Source organism: Massilia sp. GCM10023247 (assembly GCF_042653325.1).
In the GTDB taxonomy this organism is placed as follows: domain Bacteria; phylum Pseudomonadota; class Gammaproteobacteria; order Burkholderiales; family Burkholderiaceae_D; genus Telluria.
This window is the reverse complement of the sequence record NZ_JBHSIB010000022.1, coordinates 49,609-73,368: the sequence shown is the minus strand read 5'-3', so window position 1 is coordinate 73,368 and position 23,760 is coordinate 49,609. Positions and strand designations below refer to the sequence as shown.

The window sequence follows — 23,760 nt, the reverse complement described above, 5'->3', positions numbered from 1 at the left end:
AAATCGACGTGATCGGCCGCCGTCTGATTTTACAGCAGGGGGCCGGACGCGCTTGTCCTGACTTTCGTTGCATCGGGAAACCCAGTTGACGAGCCATTCCGTCTCGCTGAACTCAAGAGCGCGATTGCGGTCACAGTGGATGACCCCTGTGTTTCGAAAGGCGCACCATGGAAGACCTGTTCCGCTTCGCGCAGATCCGGCGCGCGCATCGTCTCGCCCACGAGGTCGGGTCGATCGGCCTCGGCACCGGCTCCGACTTCCAGGCCAGCCTGGCCGACGCCGCGGTCGATCCTGTGAAGCGTCATCAGCTGGCCGAAGCCTTCGCGAAAACGGACGGCTTCGTCCATGGCGGCGCAGCGCATCCTTTTCTTGAGACGCTCGAGCGCATCGCGGCACCAATCGATGCTGCGCTGGCGAGCCCTGCCGGCACCGTCACCCCCGGCGAACTCGACACGATTCTCGCCGACGTGCTCGGGCAAGGCGCCGCCGCGTTCATTGCCCTGCCCGACACCCAAGAGCAGTTGGCGCGACTCAAGGATTCGATCGTCGCGATCAAGTTCGCGCCGAGGCTGCACGGCGAGCCGATCGCGCGCCTCGCCGATGCGCTGCGCATCCTCGACCTCATCCGCCTGCGCGCCGAGCAAACGGCCTTCCCGCAAGACCGGGCCAGGCTGCTGGCGGCACGGCGCCGGCCGCTGCGCATTCCGGACGGCATCGTGCATCCGCGTCCTCGTCCCGAACGCGGGACGCCCGACAGTGTTTCCGGCAAACTCAGAACCCTGGCCGAGCGCTACGGGGCGGTCGACGCGGCGCTCGCCGAGCTGTCGGCGATCCGTCCGGGCGCGTTCACGGCCAAGCCCGCCGTCGAGAGTGCCGGGCGCCTGCCGCCCGAGCGGTTCCGACCAGAGAAATTGTTTGAAGGCGAGTTCGAGGTCCGCCAGAAGGTGCTTGCCGCGACCGTGGGCAGCGCCGGCGCGACCCTGGTGTCGCACGAGAGCGACCTGGCCAAGTTGAGCGGCGCCATGCCCGCCGTGGTCGCGGCCTCCGGCGCGCTCGGGCTCGAACGGCTGGCGAGCACAGGGCCGGCGCTGACCGTCTCGCGGGGCGCGCGCCTGGCCCTGACGGGGCGGGCGGCATTCAATGCAGCCGCCAGCGAGACTATCCTCCAGCTGAGCGGGGAAGCGGTGGGCAAGCTTAGCGACACCACGCAGGCGGCCCTGAAGGAGCGTGGCCTCGATACCGGGCAGCCGCTGTCGACGACGGTGGCGGCGCTGCTGGCCGAGCGCAGGTCGATTCACGAGCAGGCGCAGGGCCTGGTCAAGCCGCTGGTGCCGCAAAGTTTTCGCCGGGTCGGCAACACGCTCGTTGCCTTGTCGAACACGCTGCTGGCGGAAATCATCCATGCCACGCCGGGCCGGCTGGTCGATATCGCGGACACGCAAACGCCGGCACTGCCCGAGTCGGTGCCGACCAGCCATGCGGACATCCTGCCGGCAGGGGTGATGGACTTGCTGATCGTGCGCCAGCAGTTGAAGGGCTACGAGGCCGCCGACGTCTCGCACATCGAGAACGTCCTGCGCGGCGAGAAGCGCGAGCGGGTCCACACCCGGCGCATGGAAACCGAGACCACGATCGTCCGCGAGACCGAACGTGAAACCACCACCGAGGAAGAACTCCAGACCACCGACCGCTTCGAGATGCGGCGCGAATCGCAACGCGCGATCGAGGAGCAGGCCACCGCCCGCGGCTCGCTGACGATCTCGGGAAGCTATGGGCCGGGCATCGACTTCGAAGCGAGCGGCGAAGCGAGCTGGTCGCGGCGCGAGCAGCAGGCCAGCTCGGCGGCGAGCACAATCAGCCGGGAGGTCACCCAGCGGGCGAGCGAGCGGGTGGTCGAGCGCGTGCTGCGGCGCGAGACGACCCGCACCTTGCTCGCGATCGAGGAAATCAACCGGCACGGCTTCGACAACAGCGTGCCGGGTTCGGCCAATGTGGTCGGCGTCTACCAGTTCGTCAACAAAATCTACGAAGCGCAGGTCTATAACTACGGCGAGCGCGCCATCTACGACCTGACCGTGCCGGAACCGGGCGCACTGCTGCTCGCGGCCTTCCGCCGCAACCGCGCCGAGGCGATCGAGCTGGTCGAGCCCTTGCCGTTCACGCTCGAGCCGAAGGCATTGGCGCCCGACACCTATCAGGCCTGGGTGGTCCGTTACCAGGCAACCGGCATCAAGCCGCCGCCCTTGCCGTTCATGACCGAGACCTACGACTTCAACACGGGTGGCGAGGACGAGGATCAGGAGTTCACCACCTCGACCCGCATCCAGGTTCCGGACGGCTACGAGGCCTATCAGGCGAATGTCGGGATCACCGTCGCCATCTGGGACGACTGGAGCGTCGATACCGTGGTCGGCCGCCAGGCCTACCGCTTCGAAGAGGGCAAGGACTGGGTCTGGCTCACCAACCTGTCGGGCGAGACGGGATCGGTTCCCTTCGCCATGTGTACCGACCGGGTCGGCGATATCGCGCTGGCGGTCGAGATCGTCTGCAAGGCGACGCCGCGCGCCTACGAGCTGTGGCAGGCCGAAACCCATGCCGTGTTGATGGACGCCTACCGCGCCCGCCAGTCGGAATACGAAGCGAAGCTCGCGGCGCTCGAGGCCGAAGCGCCGGTCGACATCCCCAGCCGGTCGGCGGCCCGTAATTACGAGTCGATCGCCACCGAACTCAAGCGCGCCTGCATCTCGGTCCTCACCGAGCAGCACTTCGGGCTGTTCTCCGCCGTGCGCGAGGCGGCCGACGGGCTGCCCGACATCGACTTCGTGGAGGCCGGCGCGGAAGGGGCCTATGCGCGCTTCTTCGAGCAGGCCTTCGAATGGTCGAACATGAGCTGGGTCACCTATCCCTATTTCTGGGGGCGGCGCTCGCGCTGGGTGGACCGCTTGACGATCCAGGACGGCGACTGGGCGTTCGAGGAATTCCTGCGCGCGGGCGCGGCGCGCGTGGTCGTTCCGGTGCGCCCCGGCTTCGAGGCCGCGGTCGACCATTTCCGCTTGTTCGGCGAGCCCTGGTTCGGCGGGCCGCTGCCCACCGTCACCGACGACCTGTATTTGCCGATCGGCGACGAGCTCGCCGAACGCCTGGGCCGGCCCGGCACCGAGGTGGCGACCGGCGCGCCCTGGGACGTGCGCGTGCCGACCGACCTCGTCAAGCTGCGCGCGGACGGCAGCTTCCCCGCCTGGACCCGCCAGCCCGACGGCAGCTGGACGCCGGCCTGAGCGGGCGCCCGATGAAGGTCAAGGACGGAGAGAAGTACTCGATCATGCCCTTCCTCGACGGCATGCTCCAGGTCGAGGAATTCGAGGACCCTGCCGCCGGCAAGGCGCGCTTCACGCTGACCGACACCAACACCGGCGGGCAACGGAGCTATGTCTTCACAGAAGGGCGCAAGGGCTGGTGGCGCGAGCGCGGGATGGCGCCGGTGGTCTGGCACTACGTCCCGCCGACCCGCGAGCGCGCGCCCCAGCTCCTGATCGCGGTCGACCGCCTGACGGCGATCGAAGAGACGCCGCCCACGCAGAAGTTCCCCACCTTCTGGGTCCCCCAGCCCGCTTCCAGGCAGCTCCCGACCTTCCGCAGCGCCGACATGGGAAGAGGGGGCGGCGGCTGCGCCTGCCACAGCGGCCACCACGTGCCGCCGCCGCGCTTCACGAAGCCGGCCGTGCTGTCCAACTACGAGGGATACGAGCCCGTGTATCTCGAGCCGAAGGTCACGATCTTCCGGGTCCAGAACCCCTCGCTGATGCCGGACCTGTTCGACCCCTCGACCATGATGTCCTCGATCGGCGAGCCCCACATCGTGCTGCCGGGAGAGCGTGCCGAGGCGATCGACCAGGGCGATTACGACGCCAGCGGCGAGCTCGATTTCAAGAAGCTCACCGAGCACCGGGACCGGGCCGAGATCGCCACCGGCCTCCTGGTGCTGCCCCAGCCGCAGGGCGTCCTGTTCCAGGCGCTGGACAACGGGTTCTACCTGACCATCGAGGTCAAGGACAAGAACCGTCCCGGCTGCTTTGCCTACAGGGCCTTGCCCAGCGCCGGGATCAAGGTGTTCTTCATCGAGCATGACGGCAACGTCAAGATCGAGGTTACGCCGGTCGAGGCGTCCTCGACCAGGCCGATCCTTGTCTTTGCGCGGCGCCATGGCAATTCAGCCAACGTGCCGGCGCAGGGCGCGCCGATCCTGTTCTCGAAGGACTCGTTCAAGCAGGTCGAGGTGCCCGACACGAGCAAGACCAGCCTCGTGCTTGCCGCGCAGCTGGTGGTCGAGACCGCCATGGGCTTCATCCCCGTCATCGGCGACCTCTACCAGTTCGGCCAGCTCGCCTATATGTGCGCAACCGGCAAGGATTTTTGGGGCAACAAGGTCAGCCATGCCGAGATCGTCGCTTACGGCGCCTTGTCGCTGGTCGCCTCCGGCGCGCCGATCCTGATCGCGAAAGCGAGCGCGCGTGCCAGCCTGAAGGCGCTCAAGGGGGCCGAATCGATCGCCGGCGCGATGCAGACCTCGAACGGGGTCGCGCTTGCCGCCATGCGCCAGGCCGACGAGGTGGTGTCGCGGGTCGGCGGCAACCGCCTGGTGCGCGAGCTCAACGCGCTTGCCGGACCGGAGCGCGAAAAGATCCTCGATCCGGTACTCGACGTGCTGGCCGCAACACAGGATGCTGCCCAGGCCAGCGAAAAGGCGGCGCAGTTGCTGCAGAAGGGGATCGCCCAGGCCAAGGCTGCCGACGAGACGGTCAGCAATGCCATCGACGACATCCGCGCCGCGTCGCTCCTGAGCAGCGACGGCAAGACCTTCCAGAACCAGTATTTGCGCTTCGAATACGACAAATACCTGGCGAAGGCGGGCAAGAACGGCGCCGACCCGCTCCAGTGGCTGGGATCGGGAAGCCGCAATCCCTGGGTCGACAAGTATTGCAGGACCCTGTTCGGCGAGGATTACAAAAAGGTCATCCGCGGCAGCCTGAAGCGCAACAGCGTGCCGGGCACGATGACGGCCGAGCACATCGCCCATTACGACAAGATCATCGGCAAGGGCGTCGGCAACTACGCCACGCTCGGGCGCCAGGCGGCCAAGGTCAAGGGCTTCCGCCAGTTCTTCGAGCTCGATCATGTCGTCGAGCAACGCTTCCTGAAGCGTTTTTTCGAATATACCGACGCGTTTGCCGAGGGCCAGGCCTTCACGACCTTCCTGGTGCCGAAAAACGCCGCGGTGGCGGCCGAAATGGTCAAGGTCGCCAAGGACTCGCGCCTGATCACGTATGTGCACGTGGTAAAGACACGCATGCTTTCCCAGCGCATCCCGTTCGGCGCCGAACATCTGTTCAACGTCCAGCAGGTCGCCGATGCGACGCTCTACACGCTGCAAAAGCTCGGCGCCCGCGAGTACCTCGATTTCGGTGTATTCGCGGCCGATTTCAAGCTGCTGGCCAAGGCGATGAAGCAGCCGATCCCGCGCCTGAAAACCGCCGCCGAGCTGACCGACGACCTGTTCACTGCGGCCAAGGGCTGGCCGCAGGTCAAAAGCGACAACTGGGGACGTGCGGTGTTCTAAATACTGGACCGGAAATCAATGTGACAACGGCAAATAGACCGGATGCGGTGCAGGATGGCGAGCGCGCCGCCAGCGCTGCCGCTGCCGGAACTGCCTAGTACATTCGTACTGCATAAAACAGCCCGATCGTCCCTTGGCGTGCCCGACCCGGCGCACCTACACTGGGTTTGACAATAATTAAATCAAAACCGGGGATGGAAATGGGCTTGCGTCTTGCCGCCATTGTGCTGTTGTGTGTCCTTGCGGGATGTGAGCGCCGCGCCGCCGCGCCCCTCGACGGCGCCGCTGCGGGCAACGCCTTGCCGGCACCGGTCGCGGCAGCACAGCGCGCCGCCGGCACGAGCACGGGCGGTTTCGGCGATGCCTGGTCGATGCGCGACCCTGTGCCGGCCGGCCGCGCCGATGCACCGGCCGCGGCCGCCACGCCACGCGAACAGATGCGCGACCAGATCGCGCGCTTCCGCGCGGCGCGCCTGCGTGCGCAGCAGGCAAGGCAAGCCACCGATCCTTTCGCCCGCCCGCAGCCCGGCGCGCGCCCGGGCGACCTGGTCGAACAACGTGCCGGCGACCGGGTGTTCGCGGCGGCCGACGCTGGCGCGGCCCAGTTCACTGAGCGCGGCGCGGCAAGCGGCGTCGTTGCGCGCGCCGGCAGCGACCCCGCCATGAAATCGAGCATCGAACGATTCAGGGCGGCCCAGCTGTCCCGAAACGGTACGGTTCCAGCTCGGCCAACCGCGGTGCCCGGCATTGCCGCCGGCACCCGGCCGGGCGACACGCCGGGCCAACGCCCCGGCGACCTCGCGCCACCACGATGGTGACGCAATATCAAAACGGGCAGACCACTGCCTTCATATACCAACTGGGAGAGAACAAATGAAAATGTCGCATATCGCCGCAGCACTTGGCCTGGCCGCCGTCACCTCGTTCGCCAGCGCCGCCGTCGCCTACGACCCACTCACCGGCGGCTTCGTCGGCAAAGGAGACGTCCAGCTGGCCTTCGGCTGGAATAACGCCGCCCTGCAGAAAAATGCGGCCGCTGTGAGCTTTTCCTATCGCTTGAGCACCGATTACAAGGCGGTGTGCACCTGGACGACGGGCGAAGGCACCCGGGGCGAGCGGGAGCATAACGTCAAACATACCGAGGTCTACGTCGTAGGCGATACGGTTGCCTACGACGCGCGCCTCAAAAGCCAGATCACCGGGTTCAACCTGGCAACGGTGAATCTGGAAGCGGCGCCTGTATTGGAGGGCACCCTGCCGGTCGTGGGTGAAGGTTGCCCGGGCGAGCAAGGCCACGACGGTACCTGGTCCAGCGTGGCAAAGGTGGAGGGTTCCGAGATCGGCATGCTGTCGGTGCGCCACGGCATTCAATCTACGGATCTGCCAAATACGCCGGTCCTCTGATGCAATCGAGGGGGAACCAAACGGTTCCCCCTTGTTCCGTGTTACCGATTTCCGACAACGTTTAATAGTATTCTTGCAATTCTCACTCGGGGTGGGTAAATTGGGCGACGGGTCGTATTTACGGCCTTCCATGTCCAACTGATGACACCACAACCGACCCGGCACGCAGGCGAGGGCGACTTCGCTTTCGAAAGTAATTTTTCGTTGATTGCGGCGATTCGCCTGACGCTCGCAGGCGCGGTGCTGGTCGCCTACCTGATCGACATCCCGGGGCAGGTCAGTTCCCACCACCTGACCTGGGCCGTCATCGCGGCCTACCTGCTCTACAGCGTCTTGCTGTTCGGCCTGCCGCAACTGCACGGCCATCCCGGCATCGACCGCCACATCTATTGGGCCGACCTCGCCTGGTATGGCCTGCTGACCACGGTGACCGACCCATCGATCGGCGGCGTGTTCCTGTTTTACTTCTTTGCCATCCTCGCCGCCTCGTTCCGCCAGGGTTTCAAGGCCGGCATCGCGATCACCTTCGCCAGCGCCGCGATGTACCTTGCCGTCCTCTCGCTCGGCCCGCCCGGCCATGGCGTTCCGGAAGCGATGACGGTCTTCCTGCGCGTCTTTTTCCTCATCTGCCTGGGTTCGATGATTGCGATGTGGGGCGGCTCCGAACTGGCGTCCAAGCGGCGCCTGGCGCTGCTGCGCGAGCTCAATGCCCTGTCCAATCCCCGCTTCGGGGCCGAGCAGGGCTGGGTGCTCGCGATGACGAAACTGCGCCGGTTCTTCGACGCCGATGCCTGCATCGTCGTCTTGCGCGACGACGCCGGCGCCAAGACCATGCGCGAGTACAGCGCCACCTCATCCGGCAAGCCCGACGGCATTTCCGAGGAACTGTGCGCCGCGCTGGCGCCCACCGTCGACGAGGGGCGCGTATTCACCTGGCAGTCCCGCGCGTGGCACACGGGCCGCCTGCAAGCCTGGGACCCGGCCGCCGGCGCCTGGGCTGCCGAAGCCGCCATCGACGGCGCCGCAGTCGCTGGCCTGCTCAATGCCCCTGCCTGGATGTCGGCGCCGCTGCGTGTCGGAAAAGAGAAGGGAAGGATCTACCTGCTTGCCCGCGATGGCCGCTTCAGCCGCGGCGACGCCGTCTTTTTCCTGCAGGCCGTGGAGCAGGTGTTCCGCCTGATCGAGCACGTGCGTGCACTGGACGGGCTGGCCTCGGGTGCGGCGGCGGTCGAGCGCGGCCGGATCGTCACCGACCTGCACGACACGGCGATCCAGCCCTATATCGGCCTGCGCATCGGCCTGAGCGCATTGCGCACCCAGGTGGCCGACACGCATGCGCTCGCCGAACCGCTCGACAGGATGCTGAAAATGACCAGCGCGGTCGTCCAGGACCTGCGCAACTATGTCGGCCAGCTCGAGCGGCACCATGTGGCCTGCGGCAGCCTGCTGGCCGACGCGCTGCACGACATCGCCGCCCGCTTCGAGGAGTTCCACGGCGTGGCGGTCCGGCTCAGCCTGCAGCCCGGCCTGGAGCTGGGCGACCGCCTTGCCGCCGAGGTGCTGCACATCGTCCGCGAGGGCTTGAGCAACGTGCACCGGCACACCCGCGCACGCGAGTGCACGCTGACCCTGTCCTGCGAGGCGAACCGGCTGCATATCCTCATCGGGAATCCGCGCGATGGCGCCGATCCATGCCCGGCATTTTCGCCGCGCTCGCTCCTCAAGCGGGTACAGGCCCTGGGCGGGGAGATCGAGGTGCGGGCGGCCGCCGGCCCGAGCACGCTCGTGCGCATCGCGATTCCGCTCTGAGCCCGATGACGATGCCCCTGCGGATACTGCTCGTCGACGACCACGATATCGTCGTCTGGGGGCTGCGCCAGCTGATCGACGGCCAGCGCCCGGCCATGGAGGTGGCCGGCACGGCGCACTGCGCCGAGGAGGCGCTGGCGGCGGCGCGCAGCCTGCAGCCTGACCTGATCGTGCTCGACATGCAGGTAGGCGACAGCGATGGCGCCGCGCTGATTCCGGACCTGCTCGCGCTGTGCCCAGCACGCATCCTGGTCCTGACCGGTGTGCGCGACGAGCGCCGCCTGGACGACACCATCATCCAGGGCGCCCGTGGCCTGGTCATGAAGGATGCGCCACCCGAGCTGCTGCTGCGCGCAATCCGCAGCGTCGGACAGGGAGAACTCTGGGTCGACCGCGCCACGAGCGGACGCTTGCTCGATCGCCAGCGAGGAGTCAGAGGCGATGGCGCGGGCGGCAGGGACAAGTACGGCACGCTCACGCCGAAGGAGCGTGAGATCGTGGGCAAGGTGGTCGAGGCTTCCGGTGCGGGCAACCGCGAACTGGCACGCATGCTGTTCATGAGCGAACACACGCTGCGCAATCACTTGTCCTCGATTTACCAGAAGCTCGAGGTCGACAACCGGCTCAAGCTGTATGTCGACGCCGTCAAGAACGGCTTCGTGAAACCCTGACGCGAGCGCGCCAGGCCGCGGCCGCGGTCAAGCCTTCAGGCCAGTACTTTCCTGAGCCAGGCCGAGATGTCCTGCACCTCTTCGAAGCACAGCGAATGCTGCATCGGGTACTCGTGCCACTCGACCTGGTAACCCAGGCCTTTCAATACGTCGCGCGACTGTTCGGCGCGGATAAACGGCACCACGTGGTCCTGGCGCCCGTGGGCCATGAGGATCGGGGTGTCGATGCTCTCTTCGGTGCGCTCGTGGGCGACCTTTTCGTTGAGCGGCAGGTAGCCCGACAGGCAGAGCATGCCGGCCAGCTTTTCCGGGTGGCGCAGGCCGGTCTGCAGGGTCATCGCGCAGCCTTGCGAGAAGCCGGCCAGGATGATCTTCGAGGCCGGGATGCCGCGCGCCTTTTCGCGCGCGATCAGGGCCTCGACGTCGCGCTGCGAGTCGCGCAGGCCGGTCTCGTCTTCACGGCGGGTCAGTTCGGCGCCGGTGATGTCGTACCAGGCGCGCATGATGTAGCCGCCGTTGATCGTCACGGGAATCGTCTTCGCGTGCGGGAACACGAAACGGATGCCCGGCAAGCCCTGCAGGTTCAGTTCGCGCACCAGCGGTACGAAGTCGTTGCCGTCGGCGCCCAGGCCGTGCAGCCAGATGATCGCGGCGGCCGGGTTCGGCGCGGTCTCGATTTCGATGTTTTGCAGCAGATCGCTCATGCGTTTTCCTGGGAGGGTGGCGTGGCCGGGCGCTGCGCCGATTTTGGGCGCCAGGCGGTGGTCACGGCCGGATTGGTGTCGATATACGGGCCGCCGATCAGGTCGATGCAGTAGGGGACGGCGGCGAAGATGCCGCCGGCGACCAGCTTGCCGTCCGCGTCCCGCAAACCCTCCAGCGTTTCCTTGATTGCCTTCGGCTGGCCCGGCAGGTTCATCACCAGCGCCGCATGGGTAGGCGTTTCGCGGATCACGGCGACCTGGCGCGACAGGATCGCGGTCGGCACGAAGCGCAGGCTGATCTGGCGCATCTGCTCGCCGAAGCCCGGCATCTCCTTGGTGCCGATGGCCAGCGTCGCCTCGGGCGTGACGTCGCGCCGCGCCGGGCCGGTGCCGCCGGTGGTCAGCACCAGGTGGCAGCCGGCCTGGTCGACCAGGTCGACCAGCGCCTGCTCGATCTGCGCGCGCTCGTCGGGAATCAGGCGCGGCTCGATCCGGTAAGGCGTGGTGATGGCCGAAGCCAGCCAGTCCTGCAGCGCCGGGATGCCCTTGTCTTCATAGACGCCGCCGCTGGCGCGGTCGGAGACCGAGACCAGGCCAATGACCAGCTCGTGCGCCGGCTGTCCGTTATTCGTCTGCTGGCTCATCCTCGTCCGCCTCGTCGTCTTGCGCTGCCGGCTTCGCCTTCTTGCTCAGGTCCTTCAGGATCTGGAACAGTTCGCGGTAGGCCTTCGGCGGCTTGTTGTCGGCCTGCTCCTTGCGCGCGTTGCGGATCAGGGTGCGCAGTTGCTGCGCGTCGAGTTCCGGATGCTCTTCCAGCAGCACCGTCAGCGCCTTGTCGTCGGCGAGCAGCTTTTCGCGGCGGCGCTCGAGCGCGTGCAGCGCGGCGGTCTCGGCCTTCGAGGCGCCTTTCCAGCTGTCGATGGTGCGCTGGATGACGGCCACTTCCTCTTCGGTCAGGCTGCGCATCTTCTTGCCAACGAACTGGAGCTGGCGGCGGCGGCCCTCGTGGTTGGTGATGGTCTGGCACATCAGGATCGCTTCCTTGACGTCCTCCGGCATCGGCACGCGCTTGACGCGGTCGCGCGGCTCGGCAACGAGTTGCGCCCCGAGCTTTTGCAACTCGTCCATCTGGCGCTTGAGTTCGGACTTCGATGGGCGTTCGTATTCTTGCTCGAACTCGTTGGACTGGAAGCCCACGGAGCCGCGGTTTGGATTAGGCATGGTATTTGGATGATCCGATTGGCGCTCTGCCGATCAGTGAAAACAGTAAACGGCTGCTATGATAACTGTTTTACGGCTCGCTACGAAAAACACACATGAACGACACCGTTTTTACCCACACCCAGGACCAGTTGCGGGAACTGGCGCAGAACGTCCTTGCGTTTGCCCGCGAACAGGGCGCCAGCGATGCGTCGGTGGAGATCAGCGAGGGTAGCGGGCTGTCGGTGTCGGTACGACGTGGCAAGATCGAGACCATCGAGCAAAACAAGGACAAGGGCATCGGCGTCACCGTGTATGCCGGCCAGCGCCGCGGCAACGCGAGCACCTCCGACTTCTCGGAAGCGTCGCTGCGCGCCACGGTGGAAGCGGCCTGGAACATCGCCCGCTTCACCGCCGAAGACGATGCCGCCGGCCTGCCCGACGCCGACATGCTCGAAATGAACCCGCGCGACCTGCGCCTGTGCTACCCATGGCGCATCTCCACCGAGGAAGCGGTGGAACTGGCCCAGCGCTGCGAGAACGCGGCCTTCGAGGTCGACCGCCGCATCACCAACAGCGAAGGCGCCAGCGTCTACGTGCAGCAATCGCATTTCGTCGCCGCCAACACGCGCGGCTTCATCGGCGGCTACCCGTTCTCGCGCCACACGATGTCGGTGGCGCCGATTGCCGGCAAGGGCAATAAAATGCAGCGCGACGACTGGTACACCTCGGCGCGCGACCCGAAAAAGCTGGCCAAGCCGGAGGCGGTCGGCCGCTACGCCGCCGAGCGCGCGCTGGCGCGCCTGAACGCGCGCAAGCTCAACACCCGCACCTGCCCGGTGCTGTTCGAGGCGCCGCTGGCCGCCGGCCTGATCGGCGCCTTCGTGCAGGCGGTGTCGGGCGGCTCGCTCTACCGCAAGTCGAGTTTTCTGCTCGACACGCTGGGCAAGAGCGTGTTCCCGAACCACATCCAGATCGTCGAAGACCCGCACCTGATCGGCGAGGTCGGTTCTTCTCCCTTCGACGAGGAAGGCGTGCGCACGGTGCGCCGCAAGGTCGTCGACAATGGCGTGCTGCAGGGGTACTTCCTGTCCTCGTACTCGGCGCGCAAGCTCGGCATGAAGACCACGGGGAATGCCGGCGGCTCGCACAACCTGTCGATTACCTCGGATGAAACGAAGCTGGCCGACACCTTCGAGGGCATGCTGCGCAAGATGGGCACCGGCTTGCTGGTGACCGAGCTGATGGGGCAGGGCGTGAACTACGTCACCGGCGATTATTCGCGCGGCGCCTCGGGCTACTGGGTCGAGAACGGCGTCATCCAGTATCCGGTCGAGGAAATCACGATCGCCGGCAACATGCGCGAGATGTTCCAGCAGGTCGTCGGCGTCGGCAACGACGTGCTGGCGCGCGGCAACAAATCGACGGGCTCGATCCTGATCGAAAAGATGGTCATCGCAGGCGAATAAAACGGTACCCGCCGTATTCAACCAAAGGAACACCGTGAGCAAATTCGTTCGTATCGACAAGGAAAACAACGGAAAGAAGGCCGTCCTGCTGAACCTCGACCTGGTCGCATCGGTCGAGCTGGCGCCCCAGTCCGACCTGCTCAGTTCGGCCGACGAGAAACGGGTGTATGCCAGCTGCCTGGCGAGCGACAAGACGGTGATCGCGACCGTGCACTTCGACAGCATCGAGGACGCGCACGCCTGGATCGACACGCACCTGGGCGTGCAGCTGTAACGTCGGGATTGCGGAAGGAGCGGGTTCAGTAGGCCCGCGCCCTCCCGCTCAGGCCGCGCTCGATGCGGCCGTGTCTTCCTTGTCCACCTTCTGCAAGGCGCGCTCGACGATCGCCGCCAGTCCGGCCAGCTGGAAGGGTTTGCGCAGCAGCATGTCGTCGTCGATGACCTGCTCGATCGCCTTCATGTCGGCGTAGCCGGTGGCGATGATCATCGGCACGTCCGGCAGCAGCACGCGGGCGCGCCGCACCAGCTCGGCCCCGGTCATGCCCGGCATCAGGTAGTCGGTGATGATCAGGTCGGGCTGCGCGCGTTCCAGTTCGCGCAGGCCGGCCTCGCCGTTCGGCGCCTGCGCCACGGTGTGGCCGAGCGCCTGCAAGGATTCGACCATCGATTCGCGCACGAAATCGTCGTCCTCGACCACCAGGATGCGCGCGCCCGGACGCGGCGGCGCCGCGGTCGCGGACGGCACCGGCGCGGCATCGGCGCTGGTGCCGGCGGCGCGCAGCCAGATTTCCACCGTCGTGCCCACGCCGCGCTCGCTGAGGATGCGCGCCGCGCCGCCGGACTGCTGGGCCATGCCGTAGACCTGGGACAGGCCCAGGCCGGTGCCCTTGCCGACGCTTTTCGTCGTGAAGAAGGGCTCGAACACGCGCGCGGCGATCTCGGGCGGCATGCCTTCGCCGCTGTCGGTGACCGCGATCCGGACATACTGGCCGGCCGGCAGCAGGTCCGCGGGCGGCGCCGCCGGGCCCGCCTCGAAGCGCAATTCTCCGCCGCCGTCCATTGCGTCGCGGGCGTTGATGGCCAGGTTGAGCAAGGCCATTTCCATCTGGTTGCGGTCTGCCATCACGCTGCTGCCCGGCGTTTCGACGGCGAAGTGCAGGCGGATGCTCGAGCCGAGCGAGGTGGCGACCAGTTCCTGCACGCCTTCGAACAGCAACTGCACGTCGAGCGGGCGCAAGTCGAGGGTCTGGTTGCGCGAGAAGGCCAGCAACTGGCTGGTGAGCTTGGCGCCGCGCTGGCAGGCGCGGCGCGCCACCTCGGCGCGGCTCCTGGCCACCTCGTCCTTCGACATCAGGAGGATCAGGTCCATGCTGCCCTGGACCACGTTGAGCAGGTTGTTGAAGTCGTGCGCGATGCCGCCGGTGAGGCGCCCGATCGCTTCCATTTTCTGGAGTTGCACCATTGCCTGCTGCACCCGCTCGCGCTCGATCACTTCGTTCATCACGCGGTCGTTGGCCTGGGCCAGCGCGCGGGTGCGTTCCTCGATGCGCGCCTCCAGCGTCTCGTTCAGGTGCACCAGCGCTTCCTGGCTCTGGCGCAGGCTCGAGGCGGTGCGCTCGCGGTCGGCCAGCACGTCGCGCGAGCCGTATTGGCGGCGCCGCGCGCGCAGGGCCGAGGCCACCGCGCTGCGCAGGGTCTGGGCATTGAGCGGGCGTTCCAGCAGGACCACGTTGCCGAGCTGGTTGATGCGGGCGCGGGCACCGTCCGGCGCCATCCCGATGACCTTGCCAAGAAGTACGACGAAGGGGAAATCGGACCAGGGCGGCTGGCCCTCGAGCCAGGCGCGCAGGCGCGTCAGGTCGACGTCGGCCAGCGCTTCCTCGGCCACGATGGCCGCGCCGGCGCCGGCCTCGATGTGGGCGACGAAGGCCTCGAAGCCGGGCATGATGTCGCAATCGAAGCCGTCGTCGGTCAGGACCGAACACATGACATCGGCATCGCGCCCGCGCGGCGCGAACACGAGGATGCGTTCTTCGGAGGTGTTATTCAGCGGCATGGAGAGGAGTCGGCATCATCGCCGTCGTGCCGCGATAGCTCGGCAGCCCCGTCAGCACACCCTCGAAGCCGGCCAGCGGCTCGCCGATGCGCACCCCGTCGGGACCGAGCTGCAGTTCGTGGATGGTCAGCGCGTGGGTCGTGGTGCGGCTCTTGATGACCGTGATCGCGCGCCGCAGGCGGCCGTTCGATTCGAAAAAGCGCAGCAGCACCGTGGTGTCGGACAGGTAGCTGAGGTCGACGTCGGTGCGCACTTCGCCGATCAGGCCGTGCTGGCCCAGCACCAGGACCGTGGTCACGCCCTGCTGGTTCAGGTAGGACAACAGCTCGTGCATCTGCAGCGTCAGGTACTGCTCGCCCGGCATCGCCTGCAGGTAGGCGTTCAGGCTGTCGATGACGATGAACCTGACCCCGTCGACCTCGACCGCGTCGCGCAGCTTCTGCGCGAACTCGCCCGGCGACAGCTCGGCCGGGTCGATGTGCTGGAGGTTGAGCTGGCCGTTCTCGGCGTAGGGGCGCAGGTCCATGCCGAGCGCCGCGCTGCGCGCAAAGAAGGTGCCGAGGCCCTCGTCGAACAGGTAGAAGGCGGCCTTTTCGCCGCGTTCCATGGCCGACAGCAGGCAGCGTGCCGAGAGCGTGGTCTTGCCGATGCCGGAAGGCCCCACGATCAGGGTGTTGGTGCCGCGCACCAGGCCGCCGCCCAGCAGCTCGTCGAAACCTTGCGATCCGCTCGAGCTGACCTCGGGCGTGAAGTCGCGCATGTGTTCGGCCGCCACCAGGCGCGGGAACATGGTGATGCCGCCGGTATCGAGGTTGTAGTCGTGGTAGCCGCCGCGAAAGCGGATGCCGCGCATTTTGATGATGTTGACCCGGCGCCGCTCCTTGCCGAATTCCTTGGCGATCTGTTCGAGGCTGATGACGCCGTGGGCGATGCTGTGCAGATGCTGGTCGGAGGCGCTGGTTTTGTCGTCCAGCAGCAACACGGTGCAGCCGCGCGCGCCGAAAAACTGTTTCAGGGCGAGGATCTGGCGCCGGTAGCGCAAGGGATTCTGCGCCAGCAGCCGCATTTCCGACAGGCTGTCGAACACCACGCGCACCGGTTTCAAGCGGTCGACCTGGTTCATCACGTTGCGCGTCGTTTCGCCGAGTTCGACTTCGGACGGGTGGAACACCGACTGCTGGGCGTCGATGTCGAGCGCCTGGTCGCCGGCCAGTTCGAACACCGAAAAGCCCTCGATCGACCAGCCGTGGCTGGCCGCCACCGCGCTGAGTTCGGCGGCGGTTTCGGACAGGGTGATGTACAGGCCGCTCTCGCCCTTGGCGACGCCGTCGAGTAAAAATTGGAGGCCGAGCGTGGTCTTGCCGGCGCCGGGCGAGCCCTCGACCAGGTAGATGCGTTGCGGCGTCAGGCCGCCGGCCAGGATGTCGTCGAGTCCGGCAACGCCGGTCGACATGCGTGGTCCTGGAAGCGCCGCGGGGCGCGCTGGAAAGTCGGAATTCATGGTACGGCCTATTGAAGTGGCCGGGACCGATACCGAAGCTCGCCCGACCGGGTAGGTGGCGCCGGATACGTCACGGCGCTCTGCAAGGAGCAATTATAGTGTGCTTCGGACAGCCTGCGGCGCCCCGCTGTGCGCGGCAGGGCGGGCCGAAAAAAGCTCAGGCCGGCTCGATACGGCTCAGGCGCTGGCCGTAGATGCCCCAGCTGACGTCGACGCCGTCGACCTGGCCGCGCAGCGCCCAGCCGGTGCCGATCTTCTCGACCGTCACCGGGGCTTCGATTTCCTTTGCGACCTTGGCGGCCCAGCCCTCGGCCGCGCCGCGGCCCTTGAACAGTTCCTGGCCGTTGTAGATCACGGTGGCGTCGAAGACGGGGGCGGAAAAGATGGTCATGGTGCTTCCTTCAGGGGGAAAAACGCCCCGGCAGGCGGGGCGTTCGGTTTTATTTGATCGCGTCACGTAGTGCGCGGATCGACTGCAGCACCGGCTGCAGCACCGCCGCGCCGAGGCGGGCGCTGCGCGCGCCATCCCAGCCGACCAGCGGGTCGGGGTCGTTGGCGTTGTCCTTGAACGGCAGTTCCAGCGTCAGCGACAGGCAGCCGAAGGCGTGCGTGATGTGGGGCGAACCCATGGTCAGCGTTTCTTCCGTGTAGGGCGTGGCGCCGTAGCCGTGCACGTCCTGGAAGTCGGGGCTGGCGATCTTGAAGTCGTCGCTGAAACGCTGTTGCGCGGCAGCCTGCTCGGCGGTGAAGTTCGGCAGGGATTCGCTGCCGGCGATGAACACGTAGGGCAGGCCTTCGTCGCCGTGCACGTCGAGGCAGAGGTCGACGCCGGTCTCGTGCATCTTCTGGCGCACCAGGAACACTTCCGGGCTGCGCTCCATGCTCGGGTTGAGCCACTCGCGGTTCAGGTTGGCGCCGGCGGCGTTGGTGCGCAGGTTGCCGCGTACCGAGCCGTCCGGGTTCATGTTCGGCACCACGTAGAACACGGATTCCTTCAACAGCTGGCGCCCGAAAGGATGCGCCGGGTCCAGCAAGGCGTCGAGCATGCCTTCGACGAACCACTCGGCCATGGTCTCGCCCGGGTGCTGGCGCGCGATGACCCAGACCTTCTTCTTACCCTCGGCAGGCTCGCCGATGACCAGCATGTTCAGGTCGCGGCCGTCGACGGTCGAACCCAGGTCGAGCATGCGCACGTTCTCGCTCATCTGCGCGCGGTCGAGCAGCTCGAGGTGGCGTTCCCACGAATACGGCTCGAAATAGGCGTAGTAGACGCTGTCCATGCCCGGGGTGTGCTCGATGGTGAGCACGTCGCCGTCGAACGAGGTCGGCACGCGGAACCAGTTGATGCGGTCGTAGCTCGCCATTGCGTTGTAGTCTTCCCAGCCCTTCGGGTAGGCGGCCTGGCCGGCGTTGAGCAGGCGGATGGTGCAGGCCTGGCCCTGCGCGCCCTGCAGGCGGAAGTAGAACCACTGGGTGATGTCGGCGTGCGAATCCTTGCGGATGTTCAGGTCGATGGCGCCGGCGCTTGTGGCGTTGACGATCTCGATGGCGCCAGCGTCGAACTGGCTGCTGATCTTGATGGACATGGTAGGTTCCATTGATTGCGTAAAGCCGAGATGATACTCCGTTTCGTGGGCGGGAAAGGGAGCGCGACGGATCATGTCGTGTACCGCGTGCGCACGAGTGCGCACCCTACAACGGCGATCATCCGCGCAATCCGCCGAAGCGCTGATAAAACGCCTCGTCCGCCGCCGGCGCGGCCTCGTCCTCGCGTTTGAGCACCGCATCGACGTGCACCTCGGCCTGCGCGCACACCAGGCCATAAATCGCGCGCGCCACCTCGTAGGCGTCCGAGCCCGGCCACGGATCGGGCAGCAGCTCGATCGGCAGCAGCGGGTCGTGCAGCTGCAGGCGGCGGTAGGCGTGGATCAGCAGCGAGCGGATCACGAAGGCGTCGGCCGGGGCGATCTCGACCTGCTCGCGCAGCAAGGCCAGCAGCGGCGTGAACTTCCCGATGAACTCGACATAGCTGCGCGCCACCGCCGTCAGGTCCCAGCCGTCCTGTGCCAGTTCCGGCAAGGGGCGCGAGCCGGCCCCGGGCAGCTCGTTCGCGGTCAGCACGAACACGCGGCCGGTGGCGCGCGTGCGGTCGAGCGCGTCGCGCAGCCCCTCGGTGTCGGCCGCCGGATGGGCCAGCAGGCCGGGGCCGAGCATGGCGAAGCCTTCCCACTCCAGCTCTTTCTTCACCGCCGAGCGCAGCTCGCCGTCGATGCTGCCGTTGGGTGCCAGCACCAGCGTCCAGCGCCCGTCCCAGTGCAGGCCGGGCGGCGCGTAGACGCGGCGGTCGGCGCGCTGGAAGCGCGGCAGCGATTTCGGATCGAAACCGTAGCGGCTGCGCCGTCCCTCGCGGCTGGCGTTCAGCCAGCCTTCCTGCACCAGCCGGAACACGCTGGTGCGCACCAGGCGGTCGGTCACGCCGAGCGGTGCCAGCAGTTCGATCAGGCTGCCCAGCCAGACCGCGCCGCCGTGGGGCGCGACGGTGTCGCCGAACACCGTCATCACGAGCGATTTCGAGCGCGGTGGTTCAAGGGCGAGCGAGTGGGCGATCCACTCCGTGCTGGTCAGTTGTTTCATGCGGTCCCGGTGAATGAGTAGCGGCCTATTGCTTCTGGATATGATTCAAAATTTTGGTGTACATCCCGAATTCTGTATCGTATTATCTCCTCACGATGTTTGCAATGGGAGACTGACCATGTATGCGCAACTGGTGGAAACGGGCCTGAAAAAGGTCCAGAGCGAAGAAGACATGAGCCTCGAAGAACAGGCCTTCCAGGCCCGGGTCGACGCGGGCGTGAAGATCGAAGCCAAGGACTGGATGCCGGAAGCCTACCGCAAGACCCTGATCCGCCAGATTTCCCAGCACGCGCATTCGGAAATCGTCGGCCAGCTTCCGGAGGGCAACTGGGTGACCCGTGCGCCTACCCTCAAGCGCAAGTCGGTGCTGCTGGCGAAGATCCAGGACGAAGCCGGCCACGGCCTGTATTTATACAGCGCCGCCGAAACCCTGGGCGTCTCGCGCGACGAGCTGCTGGCGGCCCTGCATTCCGGTAAAGCCAAGTACTCGAGCATCTTCAATTATCCGACCCTGAGCTGGGCCGACATGGGCGCGATCGGCTGGCTGGTCGACGGCTCGGCCATCATCAACCAGATCCCGCTCTGCCGCTGCTCCTACGGCCCGTATGCGCGCGCCATGATCCGCGTCTGCAAGGAAGAGTCCTTCCACGCGCGCCAGGGCTACGACATCATGATGAGCCTGGCCAAAGGCACGCCGGAACAGAAGGCGATGGCCCAGGATGCGCTGAACCGCTGGTGGTGGCCCTCGCTGATGATGTTCGGCCCGTCCGACGCCGAATCGGTCAACAGCGCGCAATCGACCAAATGGCGCATCAAGCTGTTCTCGAACGACGAACTGCGCCAGCGCATGGTCGACCAGACCGTGCCGCAAGCCGAATACCTGGGCCTGACGATCCCCGACCCCGACCTCAAATGGAACGCCGACACCGGCCACTACGAGTTCGGCGAGATCGACTGGAGCGAGTTCCACAACGTCCTGAAGGGCAACGGCCCCTGCAACCGCGAACGCCTGCGCACCCGCGTAAAAGCCTGGGACGACGGCGCATGGTTCCGCGATGCGTTAGTCGCCCACGCCGACAAGCAAGCCGCGAAGAAGGCCGCCGCGTAACGAAGGGACGTAGGGTGGACGGCTTCGCCGTCCACGCGTTCAAGCGGCTTACGCCTACCCGAACGCTACAACGTCCAAAAAATATTCCTGAATCACCGGAGACAAGCATGAGCAAAGAATGGCCCCTGTGGGAAGTTTTCATCCGCAGCCAGCACGGCCTGGCCCACAAGCACGTCGGCAGCCTGCACGCCCCTGACGCCGAAATGGCGATCAACAACGCGCGCGACGTCTACACCCGCCGCAACGAAGGCGTCTCGATCTGGGTCGTGCGCGCCGCCGACATCGTCGCCTCCAGCCCGGCCGACAAGGAAGCCCTGTTCGAGCCCGCCAACAGCAAGGTCTACCGCCACCCGACCTTCTTCCCGATGCCGGAAGAAGTGAAAAACCTGTGAGTACGGCCATGGATGCAAAGACCCAGTATCTGCTGCGCCAGGGCGACAACGCCCTGATCCTGTCGCAGCAACTGTCCCAGCTGTGCGGCAAGGGCCCGGCGCTGGAAGAAGACATGGCGCTCACCAACGTCGCGCTCGACCTGCTCGGCCAGACCCGCATGTGGCTGACCTATGCCGGCGAGCTCGAAGGGCAGGGGCGCGACGAGGACCGGCTCGCCTTCCACCGCGACGCCCACGAATACCGCAACGTCCTCCTCGTCGAGCAGCCGAACGGCAGCTATGCGGACACGATGATGCGCCAGTTCCTGTTCGATACCTGGCACTACTTCCTGATGCAGGGCCTGACCAGGTCGAGCGACCAGCGCATCGCCGAGATCGCCGAAAAATCGCTCAAGGAAGTGACTTACCACCTGCGCCGCAGCGGCGACCTGGTGGTGCGCCTGGGCGACGGCACCGATGTCAGCCACGCGAAGATGCAGGCCGCGCTCGACGACCTGTGGATGTACAGCGGCGAGGTGTTCATTTACGACGAGCTCGATAACGCAATGGTCGAGCAGGGCATCGCGCCGGCAAGCGAAGGCCTGCGCGCCGCTTTCCTGGAGCACGTGGGCGAGATCCTGCTTGAGGCAACATTGACGATGCCGTCGCCGGACGCCTGGATGCAGCGCGGCGGCAAGCAGGGCCGCCACAGCGAGCACCTCGGCTATATCCTGGCCGAGATGCAGTTCCTGCAGCGCGCCTATCCGGGAGCGCAGTGGTAATGATCGCCCAGCCCGTCACGCGCGAGCAGGTCTGGGCCTGGCTCGGCGAGGTGCCCGACCCCGAGATTCCCGTGATCTCGATCGTCGACCTCGGCATCGTGCGCGAGGTCGATATCGCCAACGGCGAGTGCGTCGTCACCATCACGCCTACCTATTCCGGCTGCCCGGCGATGCAGGTGATTGCCGAATCCGTCACCGAGGCCCTGCACGCACGCGGCCTGGAAAACGTGAAGCTGGTGAACCGGCTGTCCCCGGCCTGGACCACCGACTGGATGAGCGAGACCGGCAAGGCGGCCTTGAAAGGCTATGGGATCGCACCGCCGGTGCAGCAGGCGATCGATATCAGCGGCCTGCGCAGCGGACGCCGTGACAACATCAAGCGCGGCGCCTTCAAGGAGCCCGAGATCGCCTGCCCGAACTGCGGCTCGACCCACACCCAGCTGACCAGCCAGTTCGGCTCGACCCCGTGCAAGGCGTTGTACAAATGCCTCGACTGCCGCGAGCCTTTCGATTACTTCAAGTGCCACTAGTGGCGTAAGCGACCATGAGCAAATTCTATCCACTCACCGTGGCCAAGGTGAAGCACGAGACGCGCGACGCGATCGCCGTCACCTTCGCCGTGCCGCCCGAACTGAAATCGACCTTCGCCTACCAGCAGGGCCAGCACCTGACCCTGCGCGCCCTGATCGACGGCGAAGACGTGCGCCGCTCGTATTCGATCTGCTCGGCGGTGCAGGACGAGCAGTTGCGCGTGGCCATCAAGCGCACGCCCGGCGGGTTGTTCTCGAGCTGGGCCAACGAGCACCTGCAGCCGGGCGCCACGCTGGAGGTGATGCCGCCGATGGGCCACTTCAACGTGCCGCTCGAACCCGACAGCGAGCGCCACTATCTCGCCTTTGCGGCCGGCAGCGGCATCACGCCCATCCTGTCGATCATCAAGACCACGCTGCAGGCCGAGCCGAAGAGCCGTTTTACCCTGGTCTACGGCAACCGGGCGTCGTCGTCCGTCATCTTCCGCGACGAGCTGACCGACCTGAAGGACCTGTACATGGGGCGCCTGAAACTGGTCTATGTGATGAGCCGCGAGCAGCAGGACATCGAACTGTTCAACGGCCGCATCACCGGCGAGAAGTGCAGCGCCTTCTTGCAGCACTGGATCGACATCCAGGACATCGACATCGCCTTTATTTGCGGCCCGGAAGACATGATGCACGGCGTGTCCAAATCCTTGCAGGAAGCCGGCATGGCCAAGGAAAAGATCCGCATCGAGCTGTTCGCCGCCAGCATCCCGAAACACGAACATAAACCGCGCCCGGTAGCGGCAGGAACGCACCAGCAGACCGAAGTCACCGTGATCATGGACGGCAGCGCCGCCAGCTTCACGATGGACAAGGACAAGGAATCGATCCTCGACGCGGGCATCCGCGCCGGCATCGACATGCGCTACTCCTGCAAGGGCGGCGTCTGCTCGACCTGCCGCTGCAAGGTCGTCGACGGCAATGTCGAGATGGACGTGAACTATGCGCTGGAAGACTACGAGGTCGCGCGCGGCTTCGTGCTGTCCTGCCAGGCTTTCCCGATCACGGACAAGGTGATCGTCGACTTCGACCAGCACGATTAAAAAAAACCAGGAGACACGCATGAGCTACGAATCGATCCTGTTCAGCATTGAAAACGGCGTTGCCGTCCTCACCCTGAACCGTCCCGACCGCCTGAACAGCTTTACCCAGGCCATGCACCTGGAGGTGCGCGACGCGCTCGACAAGCTGCAGGCCGACAAATCCGTGCGCGTGCTGGTGCTGACCGGCGCCGGCCGCGGTTTCTGCGCCGGCCAGGACCTGGGCGACCGCGCGGTGGCGCCGGGCGCGCCTGGCGTGGACCTGGGCGAGTCCGTCGAAAAATTCTATGCGCCGCTGGTCATGACCCTGCGCAGCCTGCCGCTGCCCGTGATCTGCGCCGTCAACGGCGTGGCCGCCGGCGCCGGCGCCAACCTGGCCCTGGCCTGCGACATCGTGCTGGCCGCCAAATCGGCCAGCTTCATCGAAGCCTTCTGCAAGCTCGGCCTGATCCCGGACACCGGCGGCACCTGGCACCTGCCGCGCCTGATCGGCATGGCGCGCGCCACGGGCCTCGCCATGTTGGGCGACAAGCTCCCGGCCGAGAAGGCGGAAGAATGGGGCCTGATCTGGCGCTGCGTGCCCGACGAAGCGCTGATGGACGAAGCGATGGCGATGGCCGACCATTTTGCGACGGCACCCACCAAGGGCCTCGCCTTTACCAAGAAAGCGCTGCAGGCGAGCTACGCCAATACCCTGCCGGAACAGCTGCAACTGGAAGGGCAGATGATGCGCGAACTCGGCTACAGCCACGACTACCGCGAAGGCGTCGCCGCCTTCGTCGCCAAGCGCCCGGCGCAATTCAAGGGAGAGTAAGG

The 23,760-nt window shown here is 66.3% G+C and carries 22 protein-coding genes; 14 read left to right on the top strand and 8 right to left on the bottom strand.

What is annotated here, in order from left to right:
• Positions 1–167: 167 nt before the first annotated feature.
• The 6 genes from ACFPAH_RS17105 (at position 168) to ACFPAH_RS17080 (ending at position 9,501) form a co-directional block, all read left to right on the top strand.
• Positions 168–3,278: a hypothetical protein gene (locus ACFPAH_RS17105; RefSeq protein WP_379747696.1), complete on the top strand. Its 3,111-nt coding sequence runs from the start codon at positions 168–170 to the stop codon at positions 3,276–3,278.
• Between the two features lie 11 nt (positions 3,279–3,289).
• Entirely contained in the window at positions 3,290–5,617 is a 2,328-nt protein-coding gene (locus tag ACFPAH_RS17100) for a hypothetical protein (RefSeq protein ID WP_379747694.1), read from the top strand.
• Positions 5,618–5,817: 200 nt separating this feature from the next.
• Positions 5,818–6,435 carry a hypothetical protein gene (locus ACFPAH_RS17095; RefSeq protein WP_379747692.1) on the top strand — a complete coding sequence of 206 codons (618 nt, stop codon included), beginning with the start codon at positions 5,818–5,820 and terminating at the stop codon, positions 6,433–6,435.
• 55 nt (positions 6,436–6,490) lie between these two features.
• On the top strand, positions 6,491–7,021 hold the full coding sequence (locus ACFPAH_RS17090) for a hypothetical protein (RefSeq protein WP_379747690.1): 531 nt from the start codon (positions 6,491–6,493) through the stop codon (positions 7,019–7,021).
• Positions 7,022–7,162: 141 nt separating this feature from the next.
• Positions 7,163–8,830 (top strand): sensor histidine kinase, encoded by a 1,668-nt coding sequence (locus ACFPAH_RS17085; RefSeq protein ID WP_379747688.1) that lies wholly within the window; start codon positions 7,163–7,165, stop codon positions 8,828–8,830.
• 5 nt (positions 8,831–8,835) lie between these two features.
• Positions 8,836–9,501, top strand: a complete 666-nt coding sequence (locus ACFPAH_RS17080) for a response regulator (protein ID WP_379747686.1) — start codon at positions 8,836–8,838, stop codon at positions 9,499–9,501.
• 35 nt (positions 9,502–9,536) lie between these two features.
• On the opposite strand, the gene ACFPAH_RS17075 is transcribed toward ACFPAH_RS17080, so the two are convergent.
• Genes ACFPAH_RS17075 through yjgA form a run of 3 tightly spaced genes read right to left on the bottom strand, consistent with a single transcriptional unit; the run spans position 9,537 to position 11,426 of the window.
• On the bottom strand, positions 9,537–10,205 hold the full coding sequence (locus ACFPAH_RS17075; RefSeq protein WP_379747684.1) for an alpha/beta hydrolase: 669 nt from the start codon (positions 10,203–10,205) through the stop codon (positions 9,537–9,539).
• Complete coding sequence (gene mog / locus ACFPAH_RS17070) at positions 10,202–10,849, bottom strand: molybdopterin adenylyltransferase (RefSeq protein WP_379747682.1); 648 nt, start codon at positions 10,847–10,849, stop codon at positions 10,202–10,204. Before mog ends, ACFPAH_RS17075 begins: the two co-directional genes overlap by 4 nt.
• On the bottom strand, positions 10,830–11,426 hold the full coding sequence (yjgA, locus tag ACFPAH_RS17065; RefSeq protein ID WP_379747680.1) for a ribosome biogenesis factor YjgA: 597 nt from the start codon (positions 11,424–11,426) through the stop codon (positions 10,830–10,832). The genes mog and yjgA overlap by 20 nt, the downstream gene beginning before the upstream one ends.
• 95 nt (positions 11,427–11,521) lie before the next feature.
• Here yjgA and pmbA point away from each other — a divergent pair, with 95 nt between their 5' ends.
• Together pmbA and ACFPAH_RS17055 are read left to right on the top strand one after the other, a co-directional pair.
• The gene (gene pmbA, locus ACFPAH_RS17060) at positions 11,522–12,874 is read left to right on the top strand and encodes a metalloprotease PmbA (protein ID WP_379747678.1); all 1,353 of its coding nucleotides are present in this window, start codon (positions 11,522–11,524) and stop codon (positions 12,872–12,874) included.
• Between the two features lie 34 nt (positions 12,875–12,908).
• The gene (locus ACFPAH_RS17055; protein ID WP_379747676.1) at positions 12,909–13,148 is read left to right on the top strand and encodes a hypothetical protein; all 240 of its coding nucleotides are present in this window, start codon (positions 12,909–12,911) and stop codon (positions 13,146–13,148) included.
• 48 nt (positions 13,149–13,196) lie between these two features.
• Here the strand turns inward: ACFPAH_RS17055 and ACFPAH_RS17050 are convergent, their stop codons facing one another.
• The 5 genes from ACFPAH_RS17050 to paaX form a co-directional block, all read right to left on the bottom strand.
• Entirely contained in the window at positions 13,197–14,930 is a 1,734-nt protein-coding gene (locus ACFPAH_RS17050) for a response regulator (protein ID WP_379747674.1), read from the bottom strand.
• On the bottom strand, positions 14,917–16,383 hold the full coding sequence (locus ACFPAH_RS17045; protein ID WP_379747672.1) for an ATPase domain-containing protein: 1,467 nt from the start codon (positions 16,381–16,383) through the stop codon (positions 14,917–14,919). The genes ACFPAH_RS17050 and ACFPAH_RS17045 overlap by 14 nt, the downstream gene beginning before the upstream one ends.
• A gap of 205 nt (positions 16,384–16,588) precedes the next feature.
• Entirely contained in the window at positions 16,589–16,822 is a 234-nt protein-coding gene (locus ACFPAH_RS17040; RefSeq protein ID WP_379747670.1) for a hypothetical protein, read from the bottom strand.
• 49 nt (positions 16,823–16,871) lie between these two features.
• Positions 16,872–18,017, bottom strand: coding sequence for a M14 family metallopeptidase (locus ACFPAH_RS17035; RefSeq protein WP_379747668.1), 1,146 nt, complete (start codon positions 18,015–18,017; stop codon positions 16,872–16,874).
• A 118-nt stretch (positions 18,018–18,135) separates the two neighbouring features.
• Positions 18,136–19,065, bottom strand: coding sequence for a phenylacetic acid degradation operon negative regulatory protein PaaX (paaX, locus tag ACFPAH_RS17030; protein WP_379747666.1), 930 nt, complete (start codon positions 19,063–19,065; stop codon positions 18,136–18,138).
• Between the two features lie 118 nt (positions 19,066–19,183).
• On the opposite strand from paaX, the gene paaA reads away from it, so the two are divergent.
• From paaA to paaG, 6 genes are all read left to right on the top strand, one after another.
• Entirely contained in the window at positions 19,184–20,173 is a 990-nt protein-coding gene (gene paaA, locus ACFPAH_RS17025; protein WP_379747664.1) for a 1,2-phenylacetyl-CoA epoxidase subunit PaaA, read from the top strand.
• Between the two features lie 107 nt (positions 20,174–20,280).
• The gene (gene paaB / locus ACFPAH_RS17020) at positions 20,281–20,565 is read left to right on the top strand and encodes a 1,2-phenylacetyl-CoA epoxidase subunit PaaB (RefSeq protein WP_078033736.1); all 285 of its coding nucleotides are present in this window, start codon (positions 20,281–20,283) and stop codon (positions 20,563–20,565) included.
• An 8-nt stretch (positions 20,566–20,573) separates the two neighbouring features.
• The gene (gene paaC / locus ACFPAH_RS17015) at positions 20,574–21,326 is read left to right on the top strand and encodes a 1,2-phenylacetyl-CoA epoxidase subunit PaaC (protein ID WP_379747661.1); all 753 of its coding nucleotides are present in this window, start codon (positions 20,574–20,576) and stop codon (positions 21,324–21,326) included.
• Positions 21,326–21,856, top strand: coding sequence for a 1,2-phenylacetyl-CoA epoxidase subunit PaaD (gene paaD / locus ACFPAH_RS17010; RefSeq protein ID WP_379747659.1), 531 nt, complete (start codon positions 21,326–21,328; stop codon positions 21,854–21,856). The genes paaC and paaD overlap by 1 nt, the downstream gene beginning before the upstream one ends.
• 14 nt (positions 21,857–21,870) lie before the next feature.
• Positions 21,871–22,947 (top strand): 1,2-phenylacetyl-CoA epoxidase subunit PaaE, encoded by a 1,077-nt coding sequence (paaE, locus tag ACFPAH_RS17005; protein ID WP_379747657.1) that lies wholly within the window; start codon positions 21,871–21,873, stop codon positions 22,945–22,947.
• Positions 22,948–22,966: 19 nt separating this feature from the next.
• Entirely contained in the window at positions 22,967–23,758 is a 792-nt protein-coding gene (paaG, locus tag ACFPAH_RS17000) for a 2-(1,2-epoxy-1,2-dihydrophenyl)acetyl-CoA isomerase PaaG (protein ID WP_379747655.1), read from the top strand.
• Positions 23,759–23,760: the final 2 nt, after the last annotated feature.